The 22734-nt window shown below is 65.2% G+C and carries 20 protein-coding genes; 13 read left to right on the top strand and 7 right to left on the bottom strand.

The features are described from left to right. The first annotated feature begins 232 nt into the window (after positions 1-232). The 9 genes from flgK to JX001_RS13030 all read left to right on the top strand — a co-directional run bounded on the left by flgK (position 233) and on the right by JX001_RS13030 (position 10765). Positions 233-2332, top strand: a complete 2100-nt coding sequence (gene flgK, locus JX001_RS13070) for a flagellar hook-associated protein FlgK (protein WP_241004646.1) — start codon at positions 233-235, stop codon at positions 2330-2332. After that, complete coding sequence (locus JX001_RS13065; protein ID WP_205681334.1) at positions 2329-3294, top strand: flagellin; 966 nt, start codon at positions 2329-2331, stop codon at positions 3292-3294. Before flgK ends, JX001_RS13065 begins: the two co-directional genes overlap by 4 nt. A 66-nt stretch (positions 3295-3360) precedes the next feature. Beyond that, positions 3361-4599 (top strand): putative DNA modification/repair radical SAM protein, encoded by a 1239-nt coding sequence (locus JX001_RS13060; protein WP_205681333.1) that lies wholly within the window; start codon positions 3361-3363, stop codon positions 4597-4599. Beyond that, positions 4599-6053, top strand: coding sequence for a UdgX family uracil-DNA binding protein (locus tag JX001_RS13055; protein ID WP_205681332.1), 1455 nt, complete (start codon positions 4599-4601; stop codon positions 6051-6053). Before JX001_RS13060 ends, JX001_RS13055 begins: the two co-directional genes overlap by 1 nt. Before the next feature lie 228 nt (positions 6054-6281). Next, positions 6282-7397, top strand: coding sequence for an MlaE family ABC transporter permease (locus JX001_RS13050; RefSeq protein WP_205681331.1), 1116 nt, complete (start codon positions 6282-6284; stop codon positions 7395-7397). Next, entirely contained in the window at positions 7394-8170 is a 777-nt protein-coding gene (locus JX001_RS13045) for an ABC transporter ATP-binding protein (protein ID WP_205681330.1), read from the top strand. The genes JX001_RS13050 and JX001_RS13045 overlap by 4 nt, the downstream gene beginning before the upstream one ends. A gap of 12 nt (positions 8171-8182) precedes the next feature. Then, complete coding sequence (locus tag JX001_RS13040) at positions 8183-9121, top strand: MlaD family protein (RefSeq protein WP_039246448.1); 939 nt, start codon at positions 8183-8185, stop codon at positions 9119-9121. Next, positions 9118-9768: an ABC-type transport auxiliary lipoprotein family protein gene (locus tag JX001_RS13035; RefSeq protein WP_241004645.1), complete on the top strand. Its 651-nt coding sequence runs from the start codon at positions 9118-9120 to the stop codon at positions 9766-9768. The genes JX001_RS13040 and JX001_RS13035 overlap by 4 nt, the downstream gene beginning before the upstream one ends. Before the next feature lie 94 nt (positions 9769-9862). Next, positions 9863-10765, top strand: coding sequence for a hypothetical protein (locus JX001_RS13030; RefSeq protein ID WP_205681329.1), 903 nt, complete (start codon positions 9863-9865; stop codon positions 10763-10765). A 3-nt stretch (positions 10766-10768) separates the two neighbouring features. Here the strand turns inward: JX001_RS13030 and uvrA are convergent, their stop codons facing one another. The 3 genes from uvrA to JX001_RS13015 all read right to left on the bottom strand — a co-directional run bounded on the left by uvrA (position 10769) and on the right by JX001_RS13015 (position 14779). Beyond that, positions 10769-13714: an excinuclease ABC subunit UvrA gene (gene uvrA, locus JX001_RS13025; RefSeq protein ID WP_205681328.1), complete on the bottom strand. Its 2946-nt coding sequence runs from the start codon at positions 13712-13714 to the stop codon at positions 10769-10771. A gap of 110 nt (positions 13715-13824) precedes the next feature. Beyond that, on the bottom strand, positions 13825-14319 hold the full coding sequence (locus JX001_RS13020; protein WP_205681327.1) for a group III truncated hemoglobin: 495 nt from the start codon (positions 14317-14319) through the stop codon (positions 13825-13827). A gap of 25 nt (positions 14320-14344) precedes the next feature. After that, the gene (locus tag JX001_RS13015; RefSeq protein WP_205681326.1) at positions 14345-14779 is read right to left on the bottom strand and encodes a hypothetical protein; all 435 of its coding nucleotides are present in this window, start codon (positions 14777-14779) and stop codon (positions 14345-14347) included. Positions 14780-14954: 175 nt separating this feature from the next. Here JX001_RS13015 and JX001_RS13010 point away from each other — a divergent pair, with 175 nt between their 5' ends. Continuing rightward, on the top strand, positions 14955-16565 hold the full coding sequence (locus tag JX001_RS13010) for an ABC-F family ATP-binding cassette domain-containing protein (protein WP_205681325.1): 1611 nt from the start codon (positions 14955-14957) through the stop codon (positions 16563-16565). Positions 16566-16571: 6 nt separating this feature from the next. Here JX001_RS13010 and JX001_RS13005 read toward each other — a convergent pair whose 3' ends face one another. The 4 genes from JX001_RS13005 to JX001_RS12990 form a co-directional block, all read right to left on the bottom strand. Next, a complete protein-coding gene (locus JX001_RS13005) occupies positions 16572-18149 on the bottom strand; it encodes an EAL domain-containing protein (RefSeq protein ID WP_205681324.1) in 1578 nt (525 codons plus the stop codon). A gap of 90 nt (positions 18150-18239) precedes the next feature. Beyond that, complete coding sequence (locus JX001_RS13000) at positions 18240-18677, bottom strand: flagellar basal-body protein FlbY (RefSeq protein WP_205681323.1); 438 nt, start codon at positions 18675-18677, stop codon at positions 18240-18242. Then, positions 18674-18976: a rod-binding protein gene (locus JX001_RS12995; RefSeq protein WP_205681322.1), complete on the bottom strand. Its 303-nt coding sequence runs from the start codon at positions 18974-18976 to the stop codon at positions 18674-18676. The genes JX001_RS13000 and JX001_RS12995 overlap by 4 nt, the downstream gene beginning before the upstream one ends. A gap of 2 nt (positions 18977-18978) precedes the next feature. Further along, positions 18979-20100, bottom strand: a complete 1122-nt coding sequence (locus JX001_RS12990) for a flagellar basal body P-ring protein FlgI (RefSeq protein WP_091747795.1) — start codon at positions 20098-20100, stop codon at positions 18979-18981. Between the two features lie 183 nt (positions 20101-20283). Between JX001_RS12990 and JX001_RS12985 the strand changes: the two genes are divergently transcribed. The 3 genes from JX001_RS12985 (at position 20284) to gltX (ending at position 22734) form a co-directional block, all read left to right on the top strand. Continuing rightward, entirely contained in the window at positions 20284-20709 is a 426-nt protein-coding gene (locus JX001_RS12985) for a flagellar assembly protein FliX (protein ID WP_112861665.1), read from the top strand. 179 nt (positions 20710-20888) lie between these two features. Further along, positions 20889-21323, top strand: coding sequence for an RNA polymerase-binding protein DksA (dksA, locus tag JX001_RS12980; protein ID WP_017504616.1), 435 nt, complete (start codon positions 20889-20891; stop codon positions 21321-21323). A 76-nt stretch (positions 21324-21399) separates the two neighbouring features. After that, complete coding sequence (gltX, locus tag JX001_RS12975) at positions 21400-22734, top strand: glutamate--tRNA ligase (protein WP_205681321.1); 1335 nt, start codon at positions 21400-21402, stop codon at positions 22732-22734.

Genomic DNA, 22734 nt, shown 5'->3' with positions numbered 1-22734 from the left:
TTTTGCCCGGCTTCGCGCCGCCGACGATCAATGACGCGCGGGATGCCTGCATCCGATTGGCCCGACCTTTGCGCGTCTTTCCCATCATGACGGCCGCCCGATCAATGATCCTGTGGAAAAACAACGCTTTGTGCGAGCGGGTGTGGCGCGTGGCTGGGCAAGAACTGCGCGTCGCGATGCAGCGGTTGCCGGGTAGGGCGGGGGAGACGCGTCAATGTCGCTGAACTCGATCATGAACATTGCGACCTCAGGGCTGAAGACCGCCCAGTCGCAGTTGCGCGTCACCGCCGACAATATCGCCAACGTCGATACGCCCGGATACATCCGCAAGGTCGCCGATCAGTCGGCCGCCGTCACCAATGGCTATGGTTCGGGTGTCGACGTCACGCGGGTGCGTCTGGCGACAGACCGTTTCCTGCAGGCGGCCAGCCTCAGCGCCGGGGCGGACGCCGCGCGCCAGACCGTGCGCTATGAGCTGTACGACCAGATCCAGAACCAGTTCGGCGATCCCAGCAGCGACACCAACTTCTTCGCTCAGGTCGACAAGCTGTTCGCCACCTATGCGACCCTAGCCGAAAGCCCGACGTCCTCGGCCGGGCGTCAGGATACCATCTACAAGACCCAGGCGATCTTCAATCAGGCCGCCGGCATCGCGTCCCAGATCCAGTCAGCGCGTCAGGAGGCGGACGGCCGGCTGCTGAGCGCGGTCGAGACGGTCAATCCTCTGCTGGAACAGATCGCCAAGCTGAACAAGACCATCGCCGCCGGCACGGTGACGAACGAGGATGTGACGGGCGCCCAGAACGCCCAGCTCGGCCTGATCAAAGAACTGTCCAAATATATGGATGTGAAGGTCGAGGCGCGCTCGAACGGCGGCGTGACGCTTCGCACCAACACAGGCACGACCCTGGTGGGCGAGGGGGCGGCGACGCTGTCGTACCAGGCGGCCGGTACGGTGGACGCCATGACGGCCTTCTCCGACATCATGATCACCGAGCCCAGCGGCACGCGCTGGCCGCTGCTGGACGGCGTGTCGTCCGGTCAGATCCGGGGTCTGGTCGAGATGCGCGATGTCGATGCGCCAGCGGCTGCCGCGCGCCTGGGTGAGTTGACGGCCAAACTCGCGGACGAACTGAACCGCGCCCATAACGCAAACAGCAGCGTTCCTGCACCGACCACCTTGACGGGGCGCAACACCGGCCAGTCGCTGGAGAACGCCCTGACCGGCTTCACCGGCACGACGACCATCTCGGCGGTCAATGCGTCGGGCGTGGTGCAGGCCTCGGCCCGGATCGTCTTTTCCGGCGGCACAATGACGATCAACGGCGCCGCCGCGGATCCGACCACCTTCCTCAGCGTACTGAACGCCCAACTGGGCGGCACGGCGACGGCAAGCTTCTCGGACGGCCAACTGCGCCTGGACGGGGCGGGCGGAAACGGTGTGGCCATCGCCGACGACGCGACCTCGCCCAGCACGAAGGGCGGGCGCGGATTTTCGCACTGGTTCGGGCTGAACGACCTGGTCGCCACGACGACGCCGACCTTCTACGAGACGGGCCTGACCCTGACGTCTCAGCATGGGTTCGATCCGGGCGAGAGCCTGACCTTGCGCTTTGCCGGTCCGTCCGGGGCGCGTCTTCGTGACATCACCGTGTCCGTGCCCGCCGGGACGGGCACAATGGGCGAGATGCTGGGCGCGCTGAACGATCCCATCACCGGCGTCGGCCGCTATGGCGCCTTCAGCCTGGATGCGGCGGGCAAGCTGTCATTCAAGGCCTACGACCCGTCTGCGACGTCGATGAGCGTCGTGAAGGACAATACGACCCAGGATCCGTCCGGCGTTTCGATGTCGCAACTGTTCGGCCTGGGCGCGACGGGATCGACGCGGGCGGGCGCCTACACGGTGCGCAGCGACATCCAGCAGGATCCCGGCAAGCTGGCCTTGGCGCAATTGAACCTGTCGGCCGCGGCGGCGACGCCGGCGCTGAGCAAGAACGATGGGCGCGGTGGCCTGGCGCTGGGGGATGTGGGCAAGAAGAACGTCGCCTTCGCCGCAGCCGGCGGCAATGCCGGCGGGACCAAGACCCTGTCGTCCTATGCGGCGGACTTCGCCGGCGAGATCGGCGGCAAGGCCTCGGCCGCCAAGACCCGCAGCGAAACGGCAAGCGCTCTGGCCAAGGAGGCGGACAGCCGCCGCACCTCGGCCGAAGGCGTGAACATGGACGAGGAACTGGTCAATATGACCACGTTCCAGCAAGCCTATAACGCCTCTGCGCGCCTGATTCAGGCTAGCAAGGACATGTACGACGTACTGATCGGAATCCTGCAATGACGCGCGTCGCGACCCACGGGAACTACCAGTCGGCCTTGCTCAGCCTGATGAACGCGCAAGGCCGCGCGCAGCAGGCGCAGGAGCGGATCGATAGCGAGAAGATCGCCACCGACATGTCCGGCTATGGCCGAGGCGCCGAACAGCTGACAAGCCTGACATCGACACAGGCGCGACTGGAGGGCTTCATCTCCACCGGCGAGGCCGTGAAGGCGCGGCTGAGCGCCCAGGATCTGGCTATGAGCCGCATCTACGAGGGCGGCAATGGCGCGCGCGAGGCCATTGCAAACAGCCTAGCGGCCGGGCGGATCGACAATCTGATGATCGAGCTGGGTCTAAACTTTCAGACGGTGCAGGGTGGACTGAATGCGGAACACCAGGGCTCATATCTGTTTGCGGGCGGCCAAAGCGACATCGCTCCCGCCACGGCTGCAACCATGGCCGATTTGACGGCGGCGCCGTCCACCGCCGCGACCTTCGCCAACGACACCTTGAAGCAGAAGTCGCGCATCGACGAGAAGACCACGGTCGAGACCGGGTTTCTGGCCAGCGAGATCGGCGGGCCGCTGACCGAGGTGTTCCGCAACATTCAGGCCTTCCAGAACGGCACGGCTGTGATCGTCGGCGGCGTGACCTATACGCCAGCCGGCGCGGGCACGCTGACAGGACAGCCGGACGCCAACGTCACCGCTTTTCTCAAGGCGCAGATGGGCGAACTGGACAAGGCGAATGCGGGCCTGACGAACCAGACGGCCAAAAACGGTCTGATTCAGAACCACGTCGAAACCGCGCTGGACGCCCAGGAAAATCAGAAGACCGCCCTGCAGAAGATGATGCAAGACAAGTCCGGCTATGATCCGGCACGGGCGATTACCGACCTGCAAATGGCGCAGGTGGCGATCGAGGCTTCGGCCCAGATCATCAACTCGCTGAAGAGCACGTCGCTGCTCAATCTGCTGCGTTAAGTCGTCGTTTCAAAAAAGAAAATGGCAACGCTGGACCAAACATCGTTCTGGAACGTATCATGAACGATGGCCCGTCTCGATCTGCGTCGAAAACTTTCCGTTCTGGCTGACGCCGCCAAGTATGACGCCTCGTGTTCGTCGTCCGGAACGTCGAAACGAAACTCCGTCGGCGGCAAGGGGATCGGCTCGACCGAAGGCATGGGCATCTGTCATGCCTATACGCCGGACGGTCGATGCATCAGTCTGCTCAAGATCCTGCTGACCAACTTCTGCATCTACGACTGCGCCTATTGCATCAATCGCGTGTCGTCGAACGTGGAGCGCGGGCGGTTCGATGTCGACGAGGTGGTCGACCTGACGCTCAACTTTTACAAGCGCAACTATATCGAGGGTCTGTTCCTGTCGTCGGGCATCATTCGATCCGGCGACTATACGATGGAGCAGCTGGTCCTGGTGGCCAAGACGCTGCGGGAAGTCCACGATTTCCGGGGCTATATTCATCTGAAGCTGATCCCGGAGGCGGATCCGAAGCTGGTGGAGATGGCGGGACTGTATGCCGACCGCTTGTCAGCCAATATTGAGCTTCCACGCGACGAGGCGCTGGCGCGACTTGCGCCACAAAAGGATGTCGGGGTCATTAAAAAGGCGATGAGCCAGGTGCGCCTTGGTGTCGAGGCGGCCAAGCCGGCCAAACGTGAAAAGATCAAACCGCCGAAGTTCGCGCCGGGCGGCCAGAGCACCCAGCTGATCATCGGCGCCGACGGCGCGCCGGATACGGAAATCCTGGATCGCAGCGCTTCGCTCTACGGCGGTTACGGCCTGCGTCGCGTCTATTATTCGGCGTTCAGCCCCATCCCGGACTCCAGTTCGATCCTGCCGCTGTCTAAGCCGCCGCTGATGCGTGAGCATCGGCTGTATCAGGCCGATTGGCTGATGCGGTTCTATGGCTTCTCCGCGCCGGAGATTGGCGAGGGGGCATCGAACGGCATGCTCGATCTGGCGGTCGACCCCAAACTGGCTTGGGCTCTGAACAAGCGCGAGCAATTTCCCGTCGATGTGAACCGCGCGCCGCGCGAGATGCTGCTCCGTGTGCCGGGGCTGGGCGTGAAAGCTGTGGACCGGATTGTCTCGGTGCGCCGCTATCGGACCCTGCGGCTGGAGGACGTCGGACGACTGACGCGATCGGTTGCCAAGATTCGGCCTTTCATTACGGCGCTGGACTGGACGCCAGGCGGTCTGACGGACGCGGCGGACCTCAAGGCGCGCGTGACCAGCCGCACGCCCGAGCAGTTGAGCCTGTTCTGATGGCGGTGGCGACGCTGGACGGTGAGACGGACTTCGACGGCTGGCGGAAAGCGGCGCGCGCGTTTCGATTGGCGGGTGTGGAGCCTGCGGCGGCGCGGTTCGTCGTGGCGGGGACGATGGAACAGGGCGGGCTTTTCGATCAGCCGATTGCCGAAGAGGCGTCGCCGACGCCGGATGAGCGCAGAGCTTTCAACGTCCCGAAAGAGTTCGTGGACCTAGCCCAGAAGCTGATCCTGCATCGATCCGCTGACCGTTTCGATCTGATGTATCGGCTGCTGTGGCGGCTGAAGGATGAGCCGGACCTGATCAAGGTCATTTCGGACCGCGACGTCGCCGACGCGCTGGAGCGGGTCAAGAACGTCAGCCGGGCTTCGCACAAGATGAAGGCCTTCGTTCGCTTTCGCCAGGTGCAGGACGATCTGGGCGAGGCCTGGGTGGCGTGGTTCGAGCCGCCGCATCGGGTTTTGGAAAAGACCGCGCCCTTCTTCCAGCGGCGGTTCACGACCATGCGCTGGTCGATCCTGACGCCGGACGGTTCGGCCTTCTGGGATGGAGAAGCCCTGCGGTTCGGGGTGCCAGCGACCCGCGACATGGCGCCTGCCGAGGACGAGATCGAGGATTTCTGGAAGACCTACTACGCCTCGACCTTCAATCCTGCGCGACTGAAGGTGAAGACGATGCAGGGGGAGATGGCCAAGTCCTATTGGAAGAACCTGCCGGAAGCCGCCCTGATCCCGGAACTGGTCGCGGCCTCGTCGGTTCGAACCGAGACCATGGTCGCCACGCCGTCTCCTCAGCCCAATCCGCGTTTCGCGCGCGCCGTCGCGCCAGACCTGCATATGGCGCGTCCCGACGCCGAGGCCGTGCCCGAAAACCTCGAAGATGTCGCCAGCGGCGTTCAGGCCTGCCGCCGCTGCCCGCTATACCGCGACGCGACGCAAGGCGTGTGCGGGGAGGGGCCGAAGTCGGCGCGTCTGATGATCGTCGGCGAACAGCCGGGCGATCAGGAGGATCTGGCAGGCCGCGCCTTCATCGGGCCGGCGGGGCAGGTGTTGAACGCAGCCTTGGCCGAGGCCGGCATTGATCGATCCGACGTCTATGTCACCAACGCGGTCAAACACTTCAAACACGAGCCGCGCGGCAAACGTCGCCTGCACAAGACGCCGAACGCGGGCGAGGTTCAGGCCTGCCGCTGGTGGCTGGACTCGGAGCGCAGGCTGATCAAGCCGCAAGTCGTGCTGGCCCTGGGGGCGACGGCGGGTCTGGCGTTGCTGGGTCGCAAGCCCGCCGTGATGCAGGAACGCGGCGCGCCGATCGACCTGAGCGATGGATCGACCGCCGTGCTGACGGTTCACCCCTCCTATTTGTTACGTCTGCCGGACGAGGCCGCGAAGTTCGAGGCGAGACGGTTGTTCATTGAGGATCTGGCGGCGGTGCAACGTCGTATGGGGTAACGCAAGAACGAATCCCGTTCGGCCGCGTTTGGCATCAGCGCCAGCGTGACCGTTGGACGTTTCATCGGGGGAGGCGATCTCGACACGGTCGATCGACAAACATCCGCGCGAATGTCATCGCGCGTTGACATCGAATGCCGGCTTGACCATTAGCGCGGCAGAGATTTCGGCTGTCTGTTCAGAGGGGCAGGGGAAAATCGTGATGTCAGACCGGTCATCAGAGGCCCGATGAACCAAGCCGCATACGAAATCGTCGATCGTGATGGCGAGGCCCGTCTGCGCCTGACCGGCGACTGGACGACCACGGCGCTGGGCCGTCTGCCGACGGAGCTGAGCCGCGATTTGGAAGGCCGCGATATCGCGAGCATTGATACCTCTGACCTCGGTCGTTTCGATACCGCAGGCGCGCTCGCCCTTGTGCAGGCCTCAAGCGGTCGTCTGTCCAAGAGCCAGTGGAAGGATCGACCGGAGGCCGGTCGCATCTATCACATGATCGAGCTGCTGGAGCGCCAGAGCGCCCCGGCGCCGAAACGCCCCAGCGCCTTCGTTCGCACCTTCGCCAAGATCGGACGGGGCGTTTACGATTTCGGCGGCGAGGCCATGTTGTCGCTGGCCTTCCTGGGCCGGCTGATGGCTGCTGTGGTGGAAGCCGCCAAACATCCCGGCGGCATCCGCTGGCCGGCCTGGGTCAGTCAGGCCGAGCGCGCCGGGCTGGACGCCATTCCGATCGTCATGATCACCAACTTCTTCATCGGCGCCGTCATCGCTTTCATCGGCGTGGATTTGCTGACCGACTTCGGCGCCCAAGTGTTTGCGGTTCAGCTGATCGGCGTCGCCATGTTCCGCGAGTTCGCCGTGGTGATCGCCTCGGTCTTGTTGGCTGGACGTTCGGCTTCGGCCTTTGCGGCCGAGATCGGATCGATGCGGATGAACCAGGAGGTCGACGCCATGCAGGTCATGGGCGTCAATCCGTTCCAGGCCCTGGTGATCCCGCGCGTCGCGTCGCTGGTGCTGATGCTGCCGCTGCTGACCTTCATGGGCATGATCGGCGGCCTAGTCGGCGGTCTGGTCGTGTGCTGGAGCTCGCTGAATCTCGGTCCGTCCTTCTTCTTCCAGCGTCTGGTCGAAGATGGCACCATGGCCCAGCATCTGATGGTCGGCCTTGTGAAGGCGCCGGTCTTCGCCCTCGTGATCGCCGCCATCGGTTGCCGTCAGGGCATGTCGGTCGCCGGCGACGTCGAAAGCCTGGGCCGGCGCGTGACGGCCGCCGTGGTTCAAGCCATCTTCGCCATCATCTTCCTGGACGCCGTGTTCGCCCTGGTCTTCCTGGAGCTGAACATATGACCGAAGCACCAGAAAACCTGATCGAGGTGCGCGGCCTGCTGAGCCAGTTCGGCGAGCGCACCATCCACGAGAATCTCGACCTCGACCTGGTGCGCGGCGAAGTCATGGGCGTCGTCGGCGGATCGGGCGCGGGCAAGACCGTACTGCTGAACACCATCATCGGACTGAAAGAGCCCGAGGGCGGGTCGGTGAAGGTGCTGGGTTACGACCGTGCGACCCTGACCGACGATCAGTCGGCGGACATCGAGCGCCGCACCGGCATCCTGTTCCAGCAGGGCGCGCTGTTCTCGTCGCTGAGCGTGCTGGAGAACGTTGCCTCGCCCTTGGTCGAGCACACCAAACTGCCCAAGGCGATCATCTATGAACTGGCCGAACTCAAGATCGCCATGGTGGGCCTCAAGCCCGAACACCACCACCTGAAGCCCGCCGAACTGTCGGGCGGCATGAAGAAGCGCGCCGGCCTGGCGCGTGCGCTGGCGCTGGACCCGGAACTGGTGTTTCTGGACGAGCCGACGGCGGGCCTTGATCCCATCGGCGCCGCCGCCTTCGACGATCTGATCCGGCAACTGGCGGACGACCTGGGTTTGTCCGTCTTCATGATCACCCACGACCTCGATACGCTCTACGCCATCTGTGACAAGGTGGCGGTGCTGGCGGACAAGCGGGTCGTGGAAAAGGCCACGGTGCGGGAGCTGGAAGGCTCCGACCATCCGTGGATCAAAGAATATTTCCTGGGGCCGCGCGGACGCGCAGCCACCAAGTCTGCCGCCTGAGGAGAGCGGATCATGGAAAGAGACGCACATTACGCGGCCGTCGGCATCGCCACCGTCGCCCTTCTGGCGGCCCTGGCGGTGTTCACCATCTGGCTGGCCCGGCTGCAGTTCAACAGCGACTACGACATGTACGATATCGTCTTCTATGGGCCGGTGAACGGCCTGTCCGAAGGCGGCGAGGTGCATTTCAACGGCATCCGCGTCGGCGAGGTCACCGACCTGAACATCGACACCAAGCGCGGCGACCAGGTCATCGCCCGTGTCCGCGTGGACGGCACGACGCCGGTGCGCGTCACCTCGCGCGCGCAGCTGGAGCCGCAAGGGATCACCGGCCTGAACTACATCCAGATCACTGCCGGTTCGCCCAACAGCGCCCTGCTGAAAGAGCAGTATCCGGATAATGTCGTGCCCGTGCTGCAAAGCCAGCCGTCGCCGATCGCTGAACTGTTGAGTGGTTCGGGCACGGTTCTGGCCCAGACCGTGGATGCGCTGAACCGGATCAACCGCGTCATGTCCGATGACAATATCCGCAGCTTCTCCACCAGTGTGAAGAACGTCGAGGCCCTGACGACCGAACTGGAAGCCCGCAAGGCCATCTTCCAGCAGTTGGAAGAGGCCGTGACCAACGCCAACGCGGCGGTGAAGGAATATCAGGCCCTAGCCGTCGACACGCGTCAGATCATCAATACGGACGGTCGCCAAGCCATCGCTAATATCAACTCGGCGACGGCGGAGGCCCGCACGGCGATCGCCTCTGCCAACCGTTCGATTACGGGTCTGGAGCGTCCGCTGGGTGACTTTGCGACGACCAGCCTGCCGCAACTGACCGGCACGATCGAAGAACTGCAAGACGCCACCCGGTCTCTGCAATCCCTGATCGACGACGTCCGCGCCAGCCCGCGCGACTTTATCGGTCGTCCGAAATCCAAAGAGCTGGAGGTGCAGCCGTGATCCCTCGTCCTGTCCTTCGTCTGGCGGCGTCCGCCGCTGTCCTGACCGCGCTGAGCGGATGCGCCCTGCTGTCGTCGCCGGACCCGGTGCAGAACTATCGGTTCGGTCTGCCGATGGCCGCGCCGTCGGCAGTGGGCGACACCCCTGCGCCTCTCACGGTCTCGATCCGCCGCATCGAGTTTCCGCAGGCGACCGGCGACGACAAGATCCTGGGCGTCACGGGTCTAGAGACGGCCTATATCGGCGGCGCACGCTGGGTGTCGCCGGCCTCGACCCTGTTTGACGACAGCCTGAAGGCGGCCTTCGCCAACCGCGCCGACCGCATTCGCGTGCTGGGTCGCCGCGAGCCGGGGACGCCGCCGCTGATCCTGCAGGTCACGGTCACGACGTTCGAGGCGCGATACGCCGCGCCGGGCGCCGTGCCGGATGTCGTCGTGACCGCACGGGCGCAGCTGCGCTCCACCCCGGAACGGCGCGCTGGCGGCGGGACCATTCGTCCCGAGGAAGGCCGCTCGGTCGAGCGGGTGTTCACCGTGACCCAGCCCGCCGGCGACAACCGCGTGTCCGCCATCGTTGCAGCCTTCGACACGGCGACGCGCGACATCAACACCCAGATCGCGGACTGGACGATCGCCTCCGCGAACTGAGGCGATCGAACGCATGACGCCGTGACGGCGGCGGTGCGGGACGTAGGCTTGCGTATGCGCTAGGGTGCGCTGCGAATCTGCTCCCGGAGTTGTCATGAGTTTTTCCGCCACCGACGCGGCCTTCGAAGGCTTCCGAGTCGTTCGTCGGCATCCGATCGTCGCGGTCGCCTGGGGCCTGGTCTATCTGGCCGTCTATGTCGCCATGTTCGGCCTGGGCGCAGACAAGCTGGCGAGTTTTGTGGCGGCCAGCAAGGCGCTGGAACAGTCGGCTAGTCCCTCGATAGCCGAGTTTCAGGCCTTGGTTCAGACCTATGCCGGCGCCGTGATCTGGGCCGCGCCCATCGTTCTATTGGTCGGCGCGGTACTGAGCGCCGCGGTGGCGCGCTCGGTCTTGCGGCCGGACGAGTCGTCGTGGGGCTATCTGCGGCTCGGTATGGATGAGGCCCGTGTTCTGGCGGTCAGTCTGGTGATTAGCTTGGCTGTCGGTCTAGCGTCGGGTGTCGGCATGATGGTGGTCGGCGCGGCCATCGGTTTCGGCGCCGCGTCGGGTCAGGCGCTGCTGATTTTGGCCGGCGTGCTCCTGATCTTCGCCGTCTTCGCCTTGATCGTCTGGCTGGCGATCAAGTTCAGCCTTGCGGTGCCGATGACGATCGATCGCCGCAAGATCACCATCGTGGAATCGTTCGCCGCCACAAAAGGACATTTCTGGTCGCTGCTGGGCATGGCCGTGATCGCCATCATCATGTCCTTGATCGTCAGCATCCTGGGCATGATCATCGGCGCAGCGGCAGACCTCGCCACCGGCGGCATCCAGACGCTGGCGCGCTTCGACGGCGAGGGATTGGGTCAGATCCTGATGCAGGCCTGGCCGGCGATCCTGGTGTCGTCGATCGTCAACGCCTTCCTCGCCGCGCTGCAACTCGCGGTGCTGTATGCCCCGTTCGCAGCGGCCTGGAATGGGCTTCGAGGCGGTCAGTCGACCGACGTCTTTTCCTAACGATCAGACCGACGCCTTCACCCTTTTCTTCTTAGCCGGAGCATCGACGGAACCGCTCAAGGCCGCCACGCGCGCCTTGCGGCGGTCCTCGTGCCGATCCAGCACCTCCTTGAGGTATTTGCCGGTCCAGCTGGCCTTGTTGTCCGCGACCTGTTCGGGCGTGCCGACCGCGACGATCTCGCCGCCGCCATCGCCGCCCTCGGGGCCGAAGTCGAGCAGATAGTCGGCGACCTTGATGACATCGAGGTTGTGTTCGATCACCACGATGGTGTTCCCGGCCTCGACCAGTTCCTGCAGCACCTCAAGCAGCTTGCGCGTATCCTCGAAGTGCAGGCCGGTGGTCGGCTCGTCGAGGATGTACAGGGTGCGGCCGGTGGCGCGCTTGGACAACTCCTTGGACAGTTTGACCCGCTGGGCCTCGCCGCCCGACAGGGTGGTCGCTGGCTGGCCGACCTTGACGTAGCCCAGGCCGACTCGTTCCAGCGTCAGCATCTTGTCGCGGATCGGCGGCACAGCCTTGAAAAAGGTCGCCGCCTCCTCGACCGTCATGTCCAGCACGTCCGAAATGGACTTGCCCTTGAACACGATCTCCAGCGTCTCGCGGTTGTAGCGTTTGCCCTTGCAGACGTCGCAAGTGACATAGACGTCCGGCAGGAAGTGCATCTCGATCTTGATGACGCCGTCGCCCTGGCAGGCCTCGCAGCGCCCGCCCTTGACGTTGAAGCTGAACCGGCCGGGGCCATAGCCGCGCGCCTTGGATTCCGGCAGGCCGGCGTACCAGTCGCGAATGGGGCCAAAGGCGCCCGTGTAGGTCGCGGGGTTCGAGCGCGGGGTGCGGCCGATGGGCGACTGGTCGATGTCGATGACCTTGTCGAAATGCTCCAGCCCTTCGATCCGATCGAAGGGGGCAGGGGCCTCCGATGCATTGTTCAGGCGGCGCGCGGCGGCCTTGTACAGGGTCTCGATGGTGAAGGTGGACTTGCCGCCGCCCGAGACGCCGGTGATGCAGGTGAAGACGCCGACCGGGATTTCGCCCGTGACGCTCTTCAGATTGTTGCCGCTCGCGCCGCTGATCTTCAGCATCCGCTTGCGGTTGATGGGGCGGCGACCCTCGGCGGGGATTTCGATCTCGCGCTCACCGGTCAGGTATTTGCCGGTCAGGGACTTGGGGTTGGCCATGACCTGGGCCGGCGTGCCCTCGGCGCAGACCTGGCCGCCATGAACACCGGCGGCCGGGCCCATGTCGATGACGTAGTCCGCGGTCAGGATGGCTTCTTCGTCATGCTCGACCACGAGGACCGAGTTGCCGAGATCGCGCAGCCCCTTCAGGCTTTCCAGCAGGCGGGTATTGTCGCGTTGGTGCAGGCCGATGGACGGCTCGTCCAGCACATAGAGGACGCCGGTGAGGCCCGAGCCGATCTGCGACGCCAGGCGGATGCGCTGGCTCTCGCCGCCCGATAGGGTGCCTGAGGATCGGGACAGGTTCAGATAGTCCAGGCCGACGTTGTTCAGGAAGCGCAGCCGGTCGCAGATTTCCTTCAGGATTCGCCGGGCGATTTCCATCTGCTTTTCGGTCAGGTTTTCTTCCAGTGTCGAGAACCACAAATAGGCCTTGGAGATCGACAGGGTGGAGATGTCGGCGATGTCCTCGCCGCCGACCTTGACCGCCAGGGCCTCGGGCTTCAGCCGCTTGCCGTGGCAGGCGTCGCAGGGCGTCTCGGACTGATAGCGCGCCAGTTCCTCGCGCACCCAGGCGCTATCGGTCTCGCGCCAGCGCCGTTCCAGGTTCGGCAGCACGCCCTCGAACGGCTTGGAGACCTCGTATTTGCGGGCGTTGTCGTCGTAGACGAACTTGATCTTCTCGGACCCCGTGCCGTGCAGGATGGCCTTGTGCGCCTGGGCGGGCAGGTCGCGCCACGGCTTGTCCATCGAGAAGCCGTAGTGGAGGCTGAGCGACTGCAGGGTCTGGGTGTAGAGCGGCGACGGCCCACGCGCCCATGGCGCAACGGCGCCCTTGTGCAGGGTCTTGTCGCGGTCCGGGATCACCAGATCGGCATCAAAGGCCAGCTTGACCCCCAGGCCGTCGCAGACCGGGCAGGCGCCGAAGGGGTTGTTGAATGAGAACAGGCGCGGCTCGATCTCGCTGATCGTAAAACCCGAAACTGGGCAGGCGAACCGTTCAGAAAACAGAATGGAGCGGGGCGCCGTCTCACCCTCGGCGGTCGAGGCCCATTCGGCGTTGGCGATGCCGTCGGCCAGACCCAGCGCCGTCTGCAGGCTGTCGGCGTAGCGCGCTTCCTGATCCGGTTTGGTGACGATCCGGTCCACGACGATGTCGATGTCGTGCTTGAACTTCTTGTCCAGCGTGGGCGCTTCGTCGACCGGATAGAACTGGCCGTCGATCTTCAGGCGCTGGAAGCCCTGGCGCTGCCACTCGGCGATTTCCTTCTTGTACTCGCCCTTGCGGCCGCGAACGACGGGGGCGAGCAGCAGGATGCGCTCGCCGTCCGGCAAGGCTACCAGCTTGTCGACCATCTGGCTGACGGTCTGGCTCTCGATGGGCAGGCCGGTCGCCGGCGAATAGGGCACCCCGACCCGCGCCCACAGCAGGCGCATATAGTCATGGATTTCCGTCACCGTGCCTACGGTCGAGCGCGGGTTCTTGGACGTCGTCTTCTGTTCGATGGAGATGGCCGGGGACAGGCCTTCGATCAGGTCCACGTCCGGCTTGCCCATCAACTCCAGAAATTGACGGGCATAGGCCGACAGGCTCTCGACATAGCGGCGCTGGCCCTCGGCATAGATGGTGTCGAACGCCAGCGAGGATTTGCCCGACCCCGACAGGCCGGTCATCACCACCAGCTGTTCACGCGGAATGTCGAGATCCACGCCCTTGAGATTGTGCTCGCGGGCGCCGCGAACGCGGATAAAGTTGTGCTTTTCGGTCATGCTGTCCGGAGAACGCGGAGGTGGGCCGGCGGGTCCGGCGCGACATCGCTATATGGGGACGAATCGCGTGATTGAAGCAAGAACAATGTAGGAACATTGCGGCCGGTGCATCAATCCGGCGTCGACGCCTGCGTGGGCCGCACGAAACGCTCGCCCTTGGCCAGAAGCGCACCGCTGGCGTTTGCGACACCCAGTTCCAGGCTTTCGGCGATGCGGCGGGCGCGTTCGATGAAGTGGTCGGCGGCGATGGGCGGGCACAGGGTGCGCGCGGTATCGGCGAATAGCGCCAGCCAGCGATCGAAATGCCGCGCATCGATGGGAAGGGGCAGGTGTTTCGGCATCGGCCGGCCCTGATAGACGCCGGTAGACAGGGCGACGGACGACCAGAACAGCTTCATCTGCGCCAGGTGTGGCGCCCAGTCGGTGATCCGGTCCGCGAAGATCGGGCCGATCAGGGCGTCGTCGCGGATGCGGGCGTAGAAGCCTTCGACCAGGGCGTCGATCATGGCCTCGTCTATGCCTGTCTCGTCCCGCAGGCGCTGGACGGCGGCTTCGCGCCGCGCGGCGGCGTCGGCGGGGTCTTCGATGCGGAAACGGGTTTGCATGACGGCTGGTCTAGCCGTCGCCATCCTATTGGTCGAGGAAGTCGCCGGCGTTGAATGACAGGATGCAGACAGTGTCTCCGCCCATCGCATCGGTCGAGCAGGAATCGACTCCGAACAGGTCGGCCTCGACCTTTGCGGTCGAGCGGAACGTGCGCCCGTCACGCTGGAATGTCGATCCGATCTTCTCGCTCCAAGGGATCAAGGCTGTTGCGAAGGCGGCGGCCGGCGCACCCGTGCAGGTAAACAGGATATATTCCGCGCCGTCCCTGTTGTCCGCGCGGCGATAGGCGTCGGCTGCGGCGGCCTGCTCCAGGCAGGCGGCATAGAGCCGCGCGTTGGGCGTCGGCGCCTGGGTCGGAACGGCGCTGTAATCCGGGGCTGACGGCGGCCGGTCCGGCGCAGTCGCGCATGCGGCGCAAGCCAATGTGGAGACGATGGCGAGGGTAATGACGGTCTTCATGGTTATCTCCTCAACGCCAAGCTTCTCACGCGGCCGTGTTCGACGCCAGACTTGCGCATTGCGGGATTACGACCCATCCTCCTCATTCTGACGCGTTTTGCAGAAGGTTTGACGATCATGATCATCGCATTGGCCACCGGTTCCGCCCTGTCCGCCATGCTGCTCGTGATCCTCAATGCCAATCAGCCCAAGCCGAAACGCGTCCCCGTCCGCACTCGCGACACTCGACAAGGTCGCCGCTAGGACGCCGGACGGCGCCACCCTTTTCGACAATCTGAGCCTGACGTTCGGGCCTGAGCGCACCGGCGTCGTCGGTCGCAATGGCGCGGGCAAGAGCACGCTGTTGCGTCTGATTTCGGGCGAAGCTGCGCCGGCTGAGGGGGCTGTCGCGCGAGCCGGAACGATCAGCGTACTGGATCAGCGCTATGAGCCAAACCCCGGTGAGACCGTCGCTCAAACCCTGGGCGTTGGAGCGGCTCTGGCTGTTGTGGCGCGGGTTTTGGCGGGGCAGGGAACGGCTGACGATCTGGCCGAGGCGGACTGGACGCTGGAGACGCGTCTGGACGAGGCCTTAAGAGACGTCGGGCTGCCGGAACTGGATTGTGAACTCCTGACATCCAGTCTCAGCGGGGGCGAGCAGACGCGGTTGCGGCTGGCAGGTTTGAGGCTGGCCCGGCCCGATCTGATCCTGCTGGACGAGCCGACCAATCATCTGGATGCGCAGGCGCGGGCGCTGGTCGCCGATGTCATCGAGCGTTGGGACGGCGGTGTCGTGGTGGTCAGCCATGATCGCAACCTGTTGCGCCGCATGGACCGAATCCTTGAGGTGTCGAGCCTGGGCGTCGCCAGCTACGGCGGCGGCTATGACGCCTATGTCGAGCGAACAGCGCTGGAGCGCGAGGCGGCGACGCGGAATCTGGCCGAAGCTCAACGCGACCTGGCGCGTGTCGGCGTCGAGGCTCAGCAGCGCATGGAGGCCCAGTCGCGCCGCGACGCCGCCGGCCGTCGCAAGGCCGCCAAGGGCGACATGCCGAAAATTCTGCTGGGCGCCCGGGCCGAGCGCGCTGAAAACACGGGCGGGCGCGGCGGCTTGCTGGCCGAACGTCAGGCCGCGGCCGCGCAGGACGCCTTGGCCTCAGCCCAAGCGCGCGTGGAGCGAACGCGGACGCTGGCGATCCCGATGCCGACGACCGGCCTGCCGACGGGACGGACGGTGCTGACGTTGGACCAGGCGGGCTGGACGACAGCCGAGGGGCGTACGATCGTCGGGCCGATTGATTTGAAGCTGGTCGGGCCGGAACGGGTTGCGATCACAGGACCGAACGGCGCGGGCAAGACGACCCTGTTGCGGCTGATCACTGGCGATCTGCACCCGACGATGGGGACCGTCGATCGGCCTGCGCGTGCGGTGCTGCTGGACCAAGAGGTCAAGATCCTCCACCCGGACGAAACCCTGGTGGAGGCGTGGCGACGGCTGAACCCGCAAGGGTCGGTCAATGACGCCCAGGCGGCGCTGGCGCGGTTCCTGTTTCGCAACACGGCGGCGCAGCGCCGGGTCGGCGACCTGTCAGGCGGGGAGCGGCTGAGGGCGGGTCTGGCCTGCGTCATGACGGGCGCGACGCCGCCGCAGTTGCTGGTGTTGGATGAGCCGACCAACCATCTCGACCTGGACGCCATCGCGGCGATCGAAGAGGCGCTGAACGCCTATGACGGCGCGTTGATCGTGGTGAGCCACGACGTGGATTTCCTGGCGGCGGTGAAGATTGCGCGCACGGTCAAGCTCTGAGGTCGGTCACCCCCACGCCTCGACGGCCCCCTTGCGGCGGACGAGCGAGGGATTGGTCAGCTGCGTGCGCGGTTCGGCCTCGGCACGGCCGAACAGCCAACCTTGACCATAATCAACGCCTGCCGCCTTGAGTTCGGTCGCAACGCCGTCGGTCTCGATCATTTCGGCGATGGTTTCCAGCTTTATGGAGCGGCACATCTCGACGATGCTGTGCAGCATGGCCTTGGATCGCTGATCGGTCTGGATGTCGCGCACGATGGCTCCGTCGATCTTGACCGAGTCCACGGATAGTCGACGCAAATAATCAAGAGCGGCGGCGCCTGCGCCAAAGTCGTCGATGCACACCTTGATGCCCGCTTCGCGCAATGCGGCCAGACGGCGATCTGCGGCCTCGATGTCGGAGACGGCGGAGGTTTCAGTCACCTCGACCATCAGGCGGCGCCGTTCATCGGGCGCGGTGGCGGTCATGCGCAGCAGTTGTTCCACATAGTTGTCGTCGCCGAGCGAAGCGCCCGAGACGTTGATCGCCATCTTCAGCAGACCCGCGCCGGGCTGGCGCATGCGCTTCAAGACCTTCTCCGCCACGGCGAGATCGAACGACTCGATCATGTCCAGCTCCTCCGCCATGCGGATGGCGTCGGCGGGACCACTGTTTCCGTTGAAGCGGGTCAGGGCCTCGAAATGATGGACGGCGCGAGAATCCAAATGGACGATGGGCTGATAGTGGACCTGGAATTCACGCGATTTGACCACGCTGCGGAAGGTCTCGGCGTCGCGGAATGTGCGCTTCAGGGAGTCCGCGAAGGCGATCTGCGGATTGGCGAGACCGTCGCCCCTTAGGCAGCCCTCAATGGCGAACCGCATGGCGCGAAGCACGCATAGGGTGTCTGAGCCCGGCGGGACAGGCGAGCTGACGGCTTCGGCTTCGAGAGCGAGACCTTCGGCGCGCCCCACTTCAACGATCTCGGCGGCGATGTCGCGGCGATCGTTGGCGGGGCGCAACAGGGCATAGCGGACGCCGGTGACCTGCGACGCGCTTGATCCCTCGACAGCGGCGGATTGCAGTGTTGCCTCGATGCGGCGGTTGAGACGGTCGGCGGCGTCGCCGGTGACGTTCTCGAGCCCCGTGATGTCGAGGAAGGACAGGGCCAGGTCGGGGTTGGACTCCAACACACGCCCGGCGTCGGCCAGGAAATCCTCCGGTTCCAGAAGCGGTCGGGTCTCCAGATCCTCCAGCGCAAAGGCCGGGCCCTCGTACGAGATGGCGCAAGAGATGGCCGGAGCTGTCTGCGGCAGCACGAAGGCGCGGAAAGATGCGCGCCGCACACGGTCGGGACCGGCCGCCACAAGGATCGACGTCGCCGGAATACGCACGCCGGGCTTCATGCTGTGCAGGGCGGTCAGGGTAGAGGCGCCGTCGTGCAACAGATCGAGCAGGGGACGCCCCGTCCAGGTCGCGCCGGCGTCTTCGCCGGCCACGGCGCCCGCGCCGATCGCAAAGGCGACCACGCCCTTCGGATCCACCTCCACCAGAGTGTCGGCGGAAGCGAAGGCCAAGCCTAGGAGACGTGTGGTCAGCGTCATGAGGCGATGCTGGCACGCCGTCGCTTAAAAAATAGGCAATGACCCTTAGGACGCGAACCGTGATCTGGGAACGGCGAAGGGCTAGCCCGTTCAGGCCATGCGGTTCAGAGCGACAGCGCGTCCGTCGCCCAGCGAGGCGCGGCCATCGGCGGCATAGGCGGAGGCGGGTGTGCGAGCAGCGGTGACTTCCGCCGCGATGGCGCGGACCAGTCCCTCGGAAATCTGACGCGCGGCGTCGACGGCGCGGCTGTGGCGAGTCAGGACGGCGTCGAACTCACGCGTGGCGTCGACCAACGTCCTGCGGTCTTCGAGTGGAGCGCCGCTTAGCAGCGCCGGATTGGCCTTCACATGGGCGGAATCGCGACGGTAGAGATTGGCCATCTCCTGGGTTTCCGACAGACCGGCGGCCACATCCTGAGGACGGCCATCGGCGAAGGCGGCTGTTTCGCCCTTCAATCGCTCGGTCAGACGCAAGGTCAAGGTCGTCAACTGACGAACCCGCGCCTGGGCCAGTTCGGTGTCGCTCATTGCCGGCCCTCCTGCATCTTCAGCATTTCGGCCATGATGGTGTTGCTCAGGCCGATGCCGCCCGCCTTGACCGTGGACTTGGCCATTTCGTCCAGCATGAAGCTGCGCCATGTCGCCTCGCCCTGGCCGCCGCCGAACATGCGGTCGGTCGACAGGCCTTCGAACATCGGCTTCAGCATCTGGGAAATGAAGGTGGCCTCGAAGGCCTTGGCGGTTTCCGCGATCTTGTCGCGGTTCACGGCCCTGGGCGCGGCCGCGGCGGGGCGCAACAGGTCGGCGGAGACAGTCAGGTCGGTCATGCTCACATCACCTCGATGTCGGCCTGCAGGGCACCGGCGGCCTTGATGGCCTGCAGGATGCTGATCATGTCGCGCGGGCTGACGCCCAGGGCGTTCAGGCCGTTGACCAGGGTGGACAGGTTGGCCCCGCCGCCGACCAGCCGCATCTGGGTGCCCAGATCCTCTTCGACGTTCACCTGCGTCGAGGGAACGACAGCGGTCTGGCCCCGGCTGAAGGGCGCCGGCTGACTGACCTGCGGCTGTTCGTCCACCGATATGGTCAGATTGCCTTGGGCGATGGCGACGCGAGAGATGCGGACGGCGTCGCCCATGACGATGACGCCGTTGACCTCGTCGATGATGACCTTGGCGGGCGTGTCGACGCTGACGGCCAGGTTTTCGATTCGGCTGATAAAGCCCGCCATGCCCAGTTCACCGGGCGCGCGCAGGGCGACGACCGTGCCGTTCTCGGCCAGGGCCGACCCCGGATAGGCGGCGTTGACGACGGCGGCGACGCGCTGGGCGGTGGTGAAGTCGGGGTTGCGCAGATTCAGGCGCACCTCGTTCATATTGGCCATCTGGAAGCCCGTCTCGCGCTCGACCAGGGCGCCCGAGGCGATGCGGCCCGCGGTCGGCACGCCGCGCGTCACCGACGACCCCGACCCTCCCGACGCCGAGACGGCGCCGGTCTGGACCGAGCCCTGCGCCACCGCATAGACCTGACCGTCCGCGCCTTGCAGGCTGGTAACCACCAGCGAACCGCCCAGCAAGCTCTTGGCGTCGCACATGGAGGCGACCGACACGTCGATGCGCGAGCCGGGCGTGGCGAATGCGGGCAGGTCGGCCGTGACCATGACGGCGGCCATATTCTTGGTGTTGGCGTTGGCCCCGCGAATGTTGACGCCCAGCCGCTCGGTCATGCCTTCCAGCGATTGGCGGGTGAAGGGGCAGTTGCGTAAGGAGTCGCCCGTGCCGTTCAGCCCCATGACCATGCCGTAGCCGACAAGCTGGTTGCCGCGCACGCCCTCGACGGCGGCGATGTCCTTGATGCGCGACTGCGACTGGGCCAGCGCCGAGGTCGCGCCGCCAGCGACGACGAGCGTCGCGGCGACGGAGGCGATCAGGCGGGCAAGCAGATTTTGCATCGGTCAGGCGTCCACGCAACGTTACGCCGCCATCTATGCGAGGATCGTGCCGGAGAATTAAAGAAGTGAATTCAATGTTAGTCGAGCTCTGGCGGGCAGAGAAGCGGCAGGATTTGCCGGGGCGTTAACCAAACAGTCATCGCCGCCCGTCATCCATGGTTTCATGACGCGGAGCACCTGCACATGAAGGTTGTCGGCCCCAACGGCGTCAGCACGCCTGCCAGCACACGTTCGACGCGATCCGCCAGCGGCTTCTCGCTGGGGCAGGCCGCGGCTGCATCCGCACCTGCTGCAACGACCGCCAGCGCAGCAACGGGCGGGGTTTCTGACGTCTCGGCCCTGATGGCCCTTCAAGGGGTCGAGGGGCCGCTGGAGAAGCGCCGTCGTGCGATCCGGCGCGGCAGCGGTCTTCTGGATCGCCTCGACGAAATCAAGCTGGCCCTGCTGAACGGCGACGCCGACGAGGGCGCTCTGGATCGACTGGCGCGGAGCCTGCGCGAGGAGCGCGCCGCCGACGACGACAAGGACCTGGGCGCCCTGCTGGATCAGATCGACCTGCGCGCTTCAGTCGAACTGGCGAAGGCCGAAATGCGCCGCAACCGCCCCTGATATGAAATAATCGTCTGACATCAGGCGGCTAAGCTTCGGTAGTGAGTGACTTTTGCCACTGTCAGGCGGTGAGTCGCCCTATTTCCATCACGGAATCGAGAACCGCGTTGCCGCGACTCGACGGGCTGACTATACGGCCATCTACGCCACAGGGGGGCGTGTTAGAGAGCGTGAGATCGATGAGCGCCTTGGCGTCCGTTGTGTCCGACGAAACCGGCCCGTATCGGCCGTCTGACAGCGAGCCGTTCATGAACGAACGGCAGCAAGCCTATTTCAAGAAGAAGCTGCTGGCCTGGAAGGATGAGATCCTTCGTGAGTCCAAGGGCACGGTCGTCAACCTTAAGGCCGAGACCGAAAACCACCCCGATCTGGTGGACCGGGCGTCTTCGGAATCCGATCGCGCGCTGGAGTTGCGAACCCGCGACCGTCAACGCAAGTTGATCTCCAAGATCGACGACGCGCTGCGCCGGATCGAGGATGGTTCCTACGGCTACTGCGAGGATACGGGCGAACCCATCAGCCTGGGTCGTCTGGAAGCCCGTCCGACGGCGACCCTGTCGGTCGAAGCCCAGGAACGCCACGAACGCCGCGAACGCGTTCACCGCGACGACTGAGGTTTAAGCCTTCCGCGCCTTGACTTCGCCGGGTTGCGGGGCGACCTAGCCGCCTCGCTTTCGAGGTCGTCTATCCATGTCCGTCAAGGTTCGTTTCGCCCCGTCGCCCACGGGTAAGCTGCACGTCGGCAATGTCCGCACCGCCTTGGTGAACTGGATGTTCGCCAAGGGGCAGGGCGGGTCCTTTGTGCTGCGCATCGACGATACCGACCTGGCGCGCTCCACGCCCGAGTTCGAACAGGGAATCGAAGACGACCTGACCTGGCTGGGGATGCCGTGGGACGAGCGCTACAATCAGTCCAAGCGGTTCGATCGCTACGAAGAAGCGGCCGCCAGGCTGAAGGCGTCGGGGCGGCTTTATCCCGCCTATGAGACAGCCGACGAGCTGGACCGTCGCCGCAAGGTGCAGCTGTCACGCGGCCTGCCGCCTATCTATGACCGCGCGGCGCTGGAACTGACCGAAGAGCAGAAGGCCGCTTACGAAGGCGAAGGGCGCCGCCCACATTGGCGCTTCAAGCTGGACGGCAAGCGCGTCGCCTGGGAAGACCTGGCGCGCGGTCATGCGGAGGTGGACACCGCCTCGATGTCGGACCCGGTGCTGATCCGGGAGGACGGCCTGTTTCTCTACACCCTGCCGTCGGTGGTCGATGACATCGACATGGCCATCACGCACATCATCCGGGGCGAGGATCACGTCACCAACACCGGGGCGCAGATCGAAATCTTCGAGGCGCTGGGCGCGACGGTTCCGGGTTTCGCCCACATGCCGCTGCTGGTCGGCGCCGACGGCGCGGCCCTGTCCAAGCGTCTGGGGTCGCTGTCGATCAACGACATGCGCGACCAAGGCTATGAGCCGATCGCGATCACCAGCCACCTTGGCCGAATCGGGACCTCTGATCCGCTGGAAGTCGGCGCCTCGGTCGAGGCTCTGGGTCAGAGCTTCGCCTTCTCCAAGATGGGCCGTTCGCCGGCGCGTTACGATACGGCGGATTTGGACCGGCTAAACGCCCAGGCGCTGCACGTCATGGACTATGCGACGGCGCAGCCGCGTCTTCAGGCTCTCGGCGCCGATCTGGGTGAAATCTTCTGGAATACGGTTCGGGGCAATCTGACGAAGTTCGCCGACGTCGCGGACATGGCGCAGATCGTTCGCGGCCCGGCCCAACCGGTGATCGAAGATGCGACCTTCATCGAAACGGCGCTGCGTCTGCTGCCGGAAGTGATCGACGAGAACGCTTGGTCGACGTGGACCTCGGCCGTCAAGGCCGAAACGGGCGCGAAGGGAAAGGCGCTGTTCATGCCGCTGCGTCTGGCGCTGACGGGGCAGCAGCACGGGCCGGACATGGCGGCCATGGCGCCGCTGATCGGTCGCGAAACCATCCAGCGGCGTCTGAGAGGCGAGGCGGCCTAA

Origin of the sequence: Brevundimonas fontaquae (assembly GCF_017086445.1) — a bacterium.
GTDB classification, from domain to species: Bacteria; Pseudomonadota; Alphaproteobacteria; order Caulobacterales; family Caulobacteraceae; genus Brevundimonas; species Brevundimonas fontaquae.
Note: the sequence above shows the minus strand (reverse complement) of the source record. Positions and strands in the feature narration are given on the sequence as shown.

Excerpts from the sequence above, each read along its gene's own strand:
- flgK (WP_241004646.1), top strand. The coding sequence starts at position 233 with ATGAACATTGCGACCTCAGGGCTGAAGACCGCCCAGTCGCAGTTGCGC.
- JX001_RS13065 (WP_205681334.1), top strand. The coding sequence starts at position 2,329 with ATGACGCGCGTCGCGACCCACGGGAACTACCAGTCGGCCTTGCTCAGC.
- JX001_RS13060 (WP_205681333.1), top strand. The coding sequence starts at position 3,361 with ATGGCCCGTCTCGATCTGCGTCGAAAACTTTCCGTTCTGGCTGACGCC.
- JX001_RS13055 (WP_205681332.1), top strand. The coding sequence starts at position 4,599 with ATGGCGGTGGCGACGCTGGACGGTGAGACGGACTTCGACGGCTGGCGG.
- JX001_RS13050 (WP_205681331.1), top strand. The coding sequence starts at position 6,282 with ATGAACCAAGCCGCATACGAAATCGTCGATCGTGATGGCGAGGCCCGT.
- JX001_RS13045 (WP_205681330.1), top strand. The coding sequence starts at position 7,394 with ATGACCGAAGCACCAGAAAACCTGATCGAGGTGCGCGGCCTGCTGAGC.
- JX001_RS13040 (WP_039246448.1), top strand. The coding sequence starts at position 8,183 with ATGGAAAGAGACGCACATTACGCGGCCGTCGGCATCGCCACCGTCGCC.
- JX001_RS13030 (WP_205681329.1), top strand. The coding sequence starts at position 9,863 with ATGAGTTTTTCCGCCACCGACGCGGCCTTCGAAGGCTTCCGAGTCGTT.
- uvrA (WP_205681328.1), bottom strand. The coding sequence starts at position 13,714 with ATGACCGAAAAGCACAACTTTATCCGCGTTCGCGGCGCCCGCGAGCAC.
- JX001_RS13020 (WP_205681327.1), bottom strand. The coding sequence starts at position 14,319 with ATGCAAACCCGTTTCCGCATCGAAGACCCCGCCGACGCCGCCGCGCGG.
- JX001_RS13015 (WP_205681326.1), bottom strand. The coding sequence starts at position 14,779 with ATGAAGACCGTCATTACCCTCGCCATCGTCTCCACATTGGCTTGCGCC.
- JX001_RS13010 (WP_205681325.1), top strand. The coding sequence starts at position 14,955 with ATGCCAATCAGCCCAAGCCGAAACGCGTCCCCGTCCGCACTCGCGACA.
- JX001_RS13005 (WP_205681324.1), bottom strand. The coding sequence starts at position 18,149 with ATGACGCTGACCACACGTCTCCTAGGCTTGGCCTTCGCTTCCGCCGAC.
- JX001_RS13000 (WP_205681323.1), bottom strand. The coding sequence starts at position 18,677 with ATGAGCGACACCGAACTGGCCCAGGCGCGGGTTCGTCAGTTGACGACC.
- JX001_RS12995 (WP_205681322.1), bottom strand. The coding sequence starts at position 18,976 with ATGACCGACCTGACTGTCTCCGCCGACCTGTTGCGCCCCGCCGCGGCC.
- JX001_RS12990 (WP_091747795.1), bottom strand. The coding sequence starts at position 20,100 with ATGCAAAATCTGCTTGCCCGCCTGATCGCCTCCGTCGCCGCGACGCTC.
- JX001_RS12985 (WP_112861665.1), top strand. The coding sequence starts at position 20,284 with ATGAAGGTTGTCGGCCCCAACGGCGTCAGCACGCCTGCCAGCACACGT.
- dksA (WP_017504616.1), top strand. The coding sequence starts at position 20,889 with ATGAGCGCCTTGGCGTCCGTTGTGTCCGACGAAACCGGCCCGTATCGG.
- gltX (WP_205681321.1), top strand. The coding sequence starts at position 21,400 with ATGTCCGTCAAGGTTCGTTTCGCCCCGTCGCCCACGGGTAAGCTGCAC.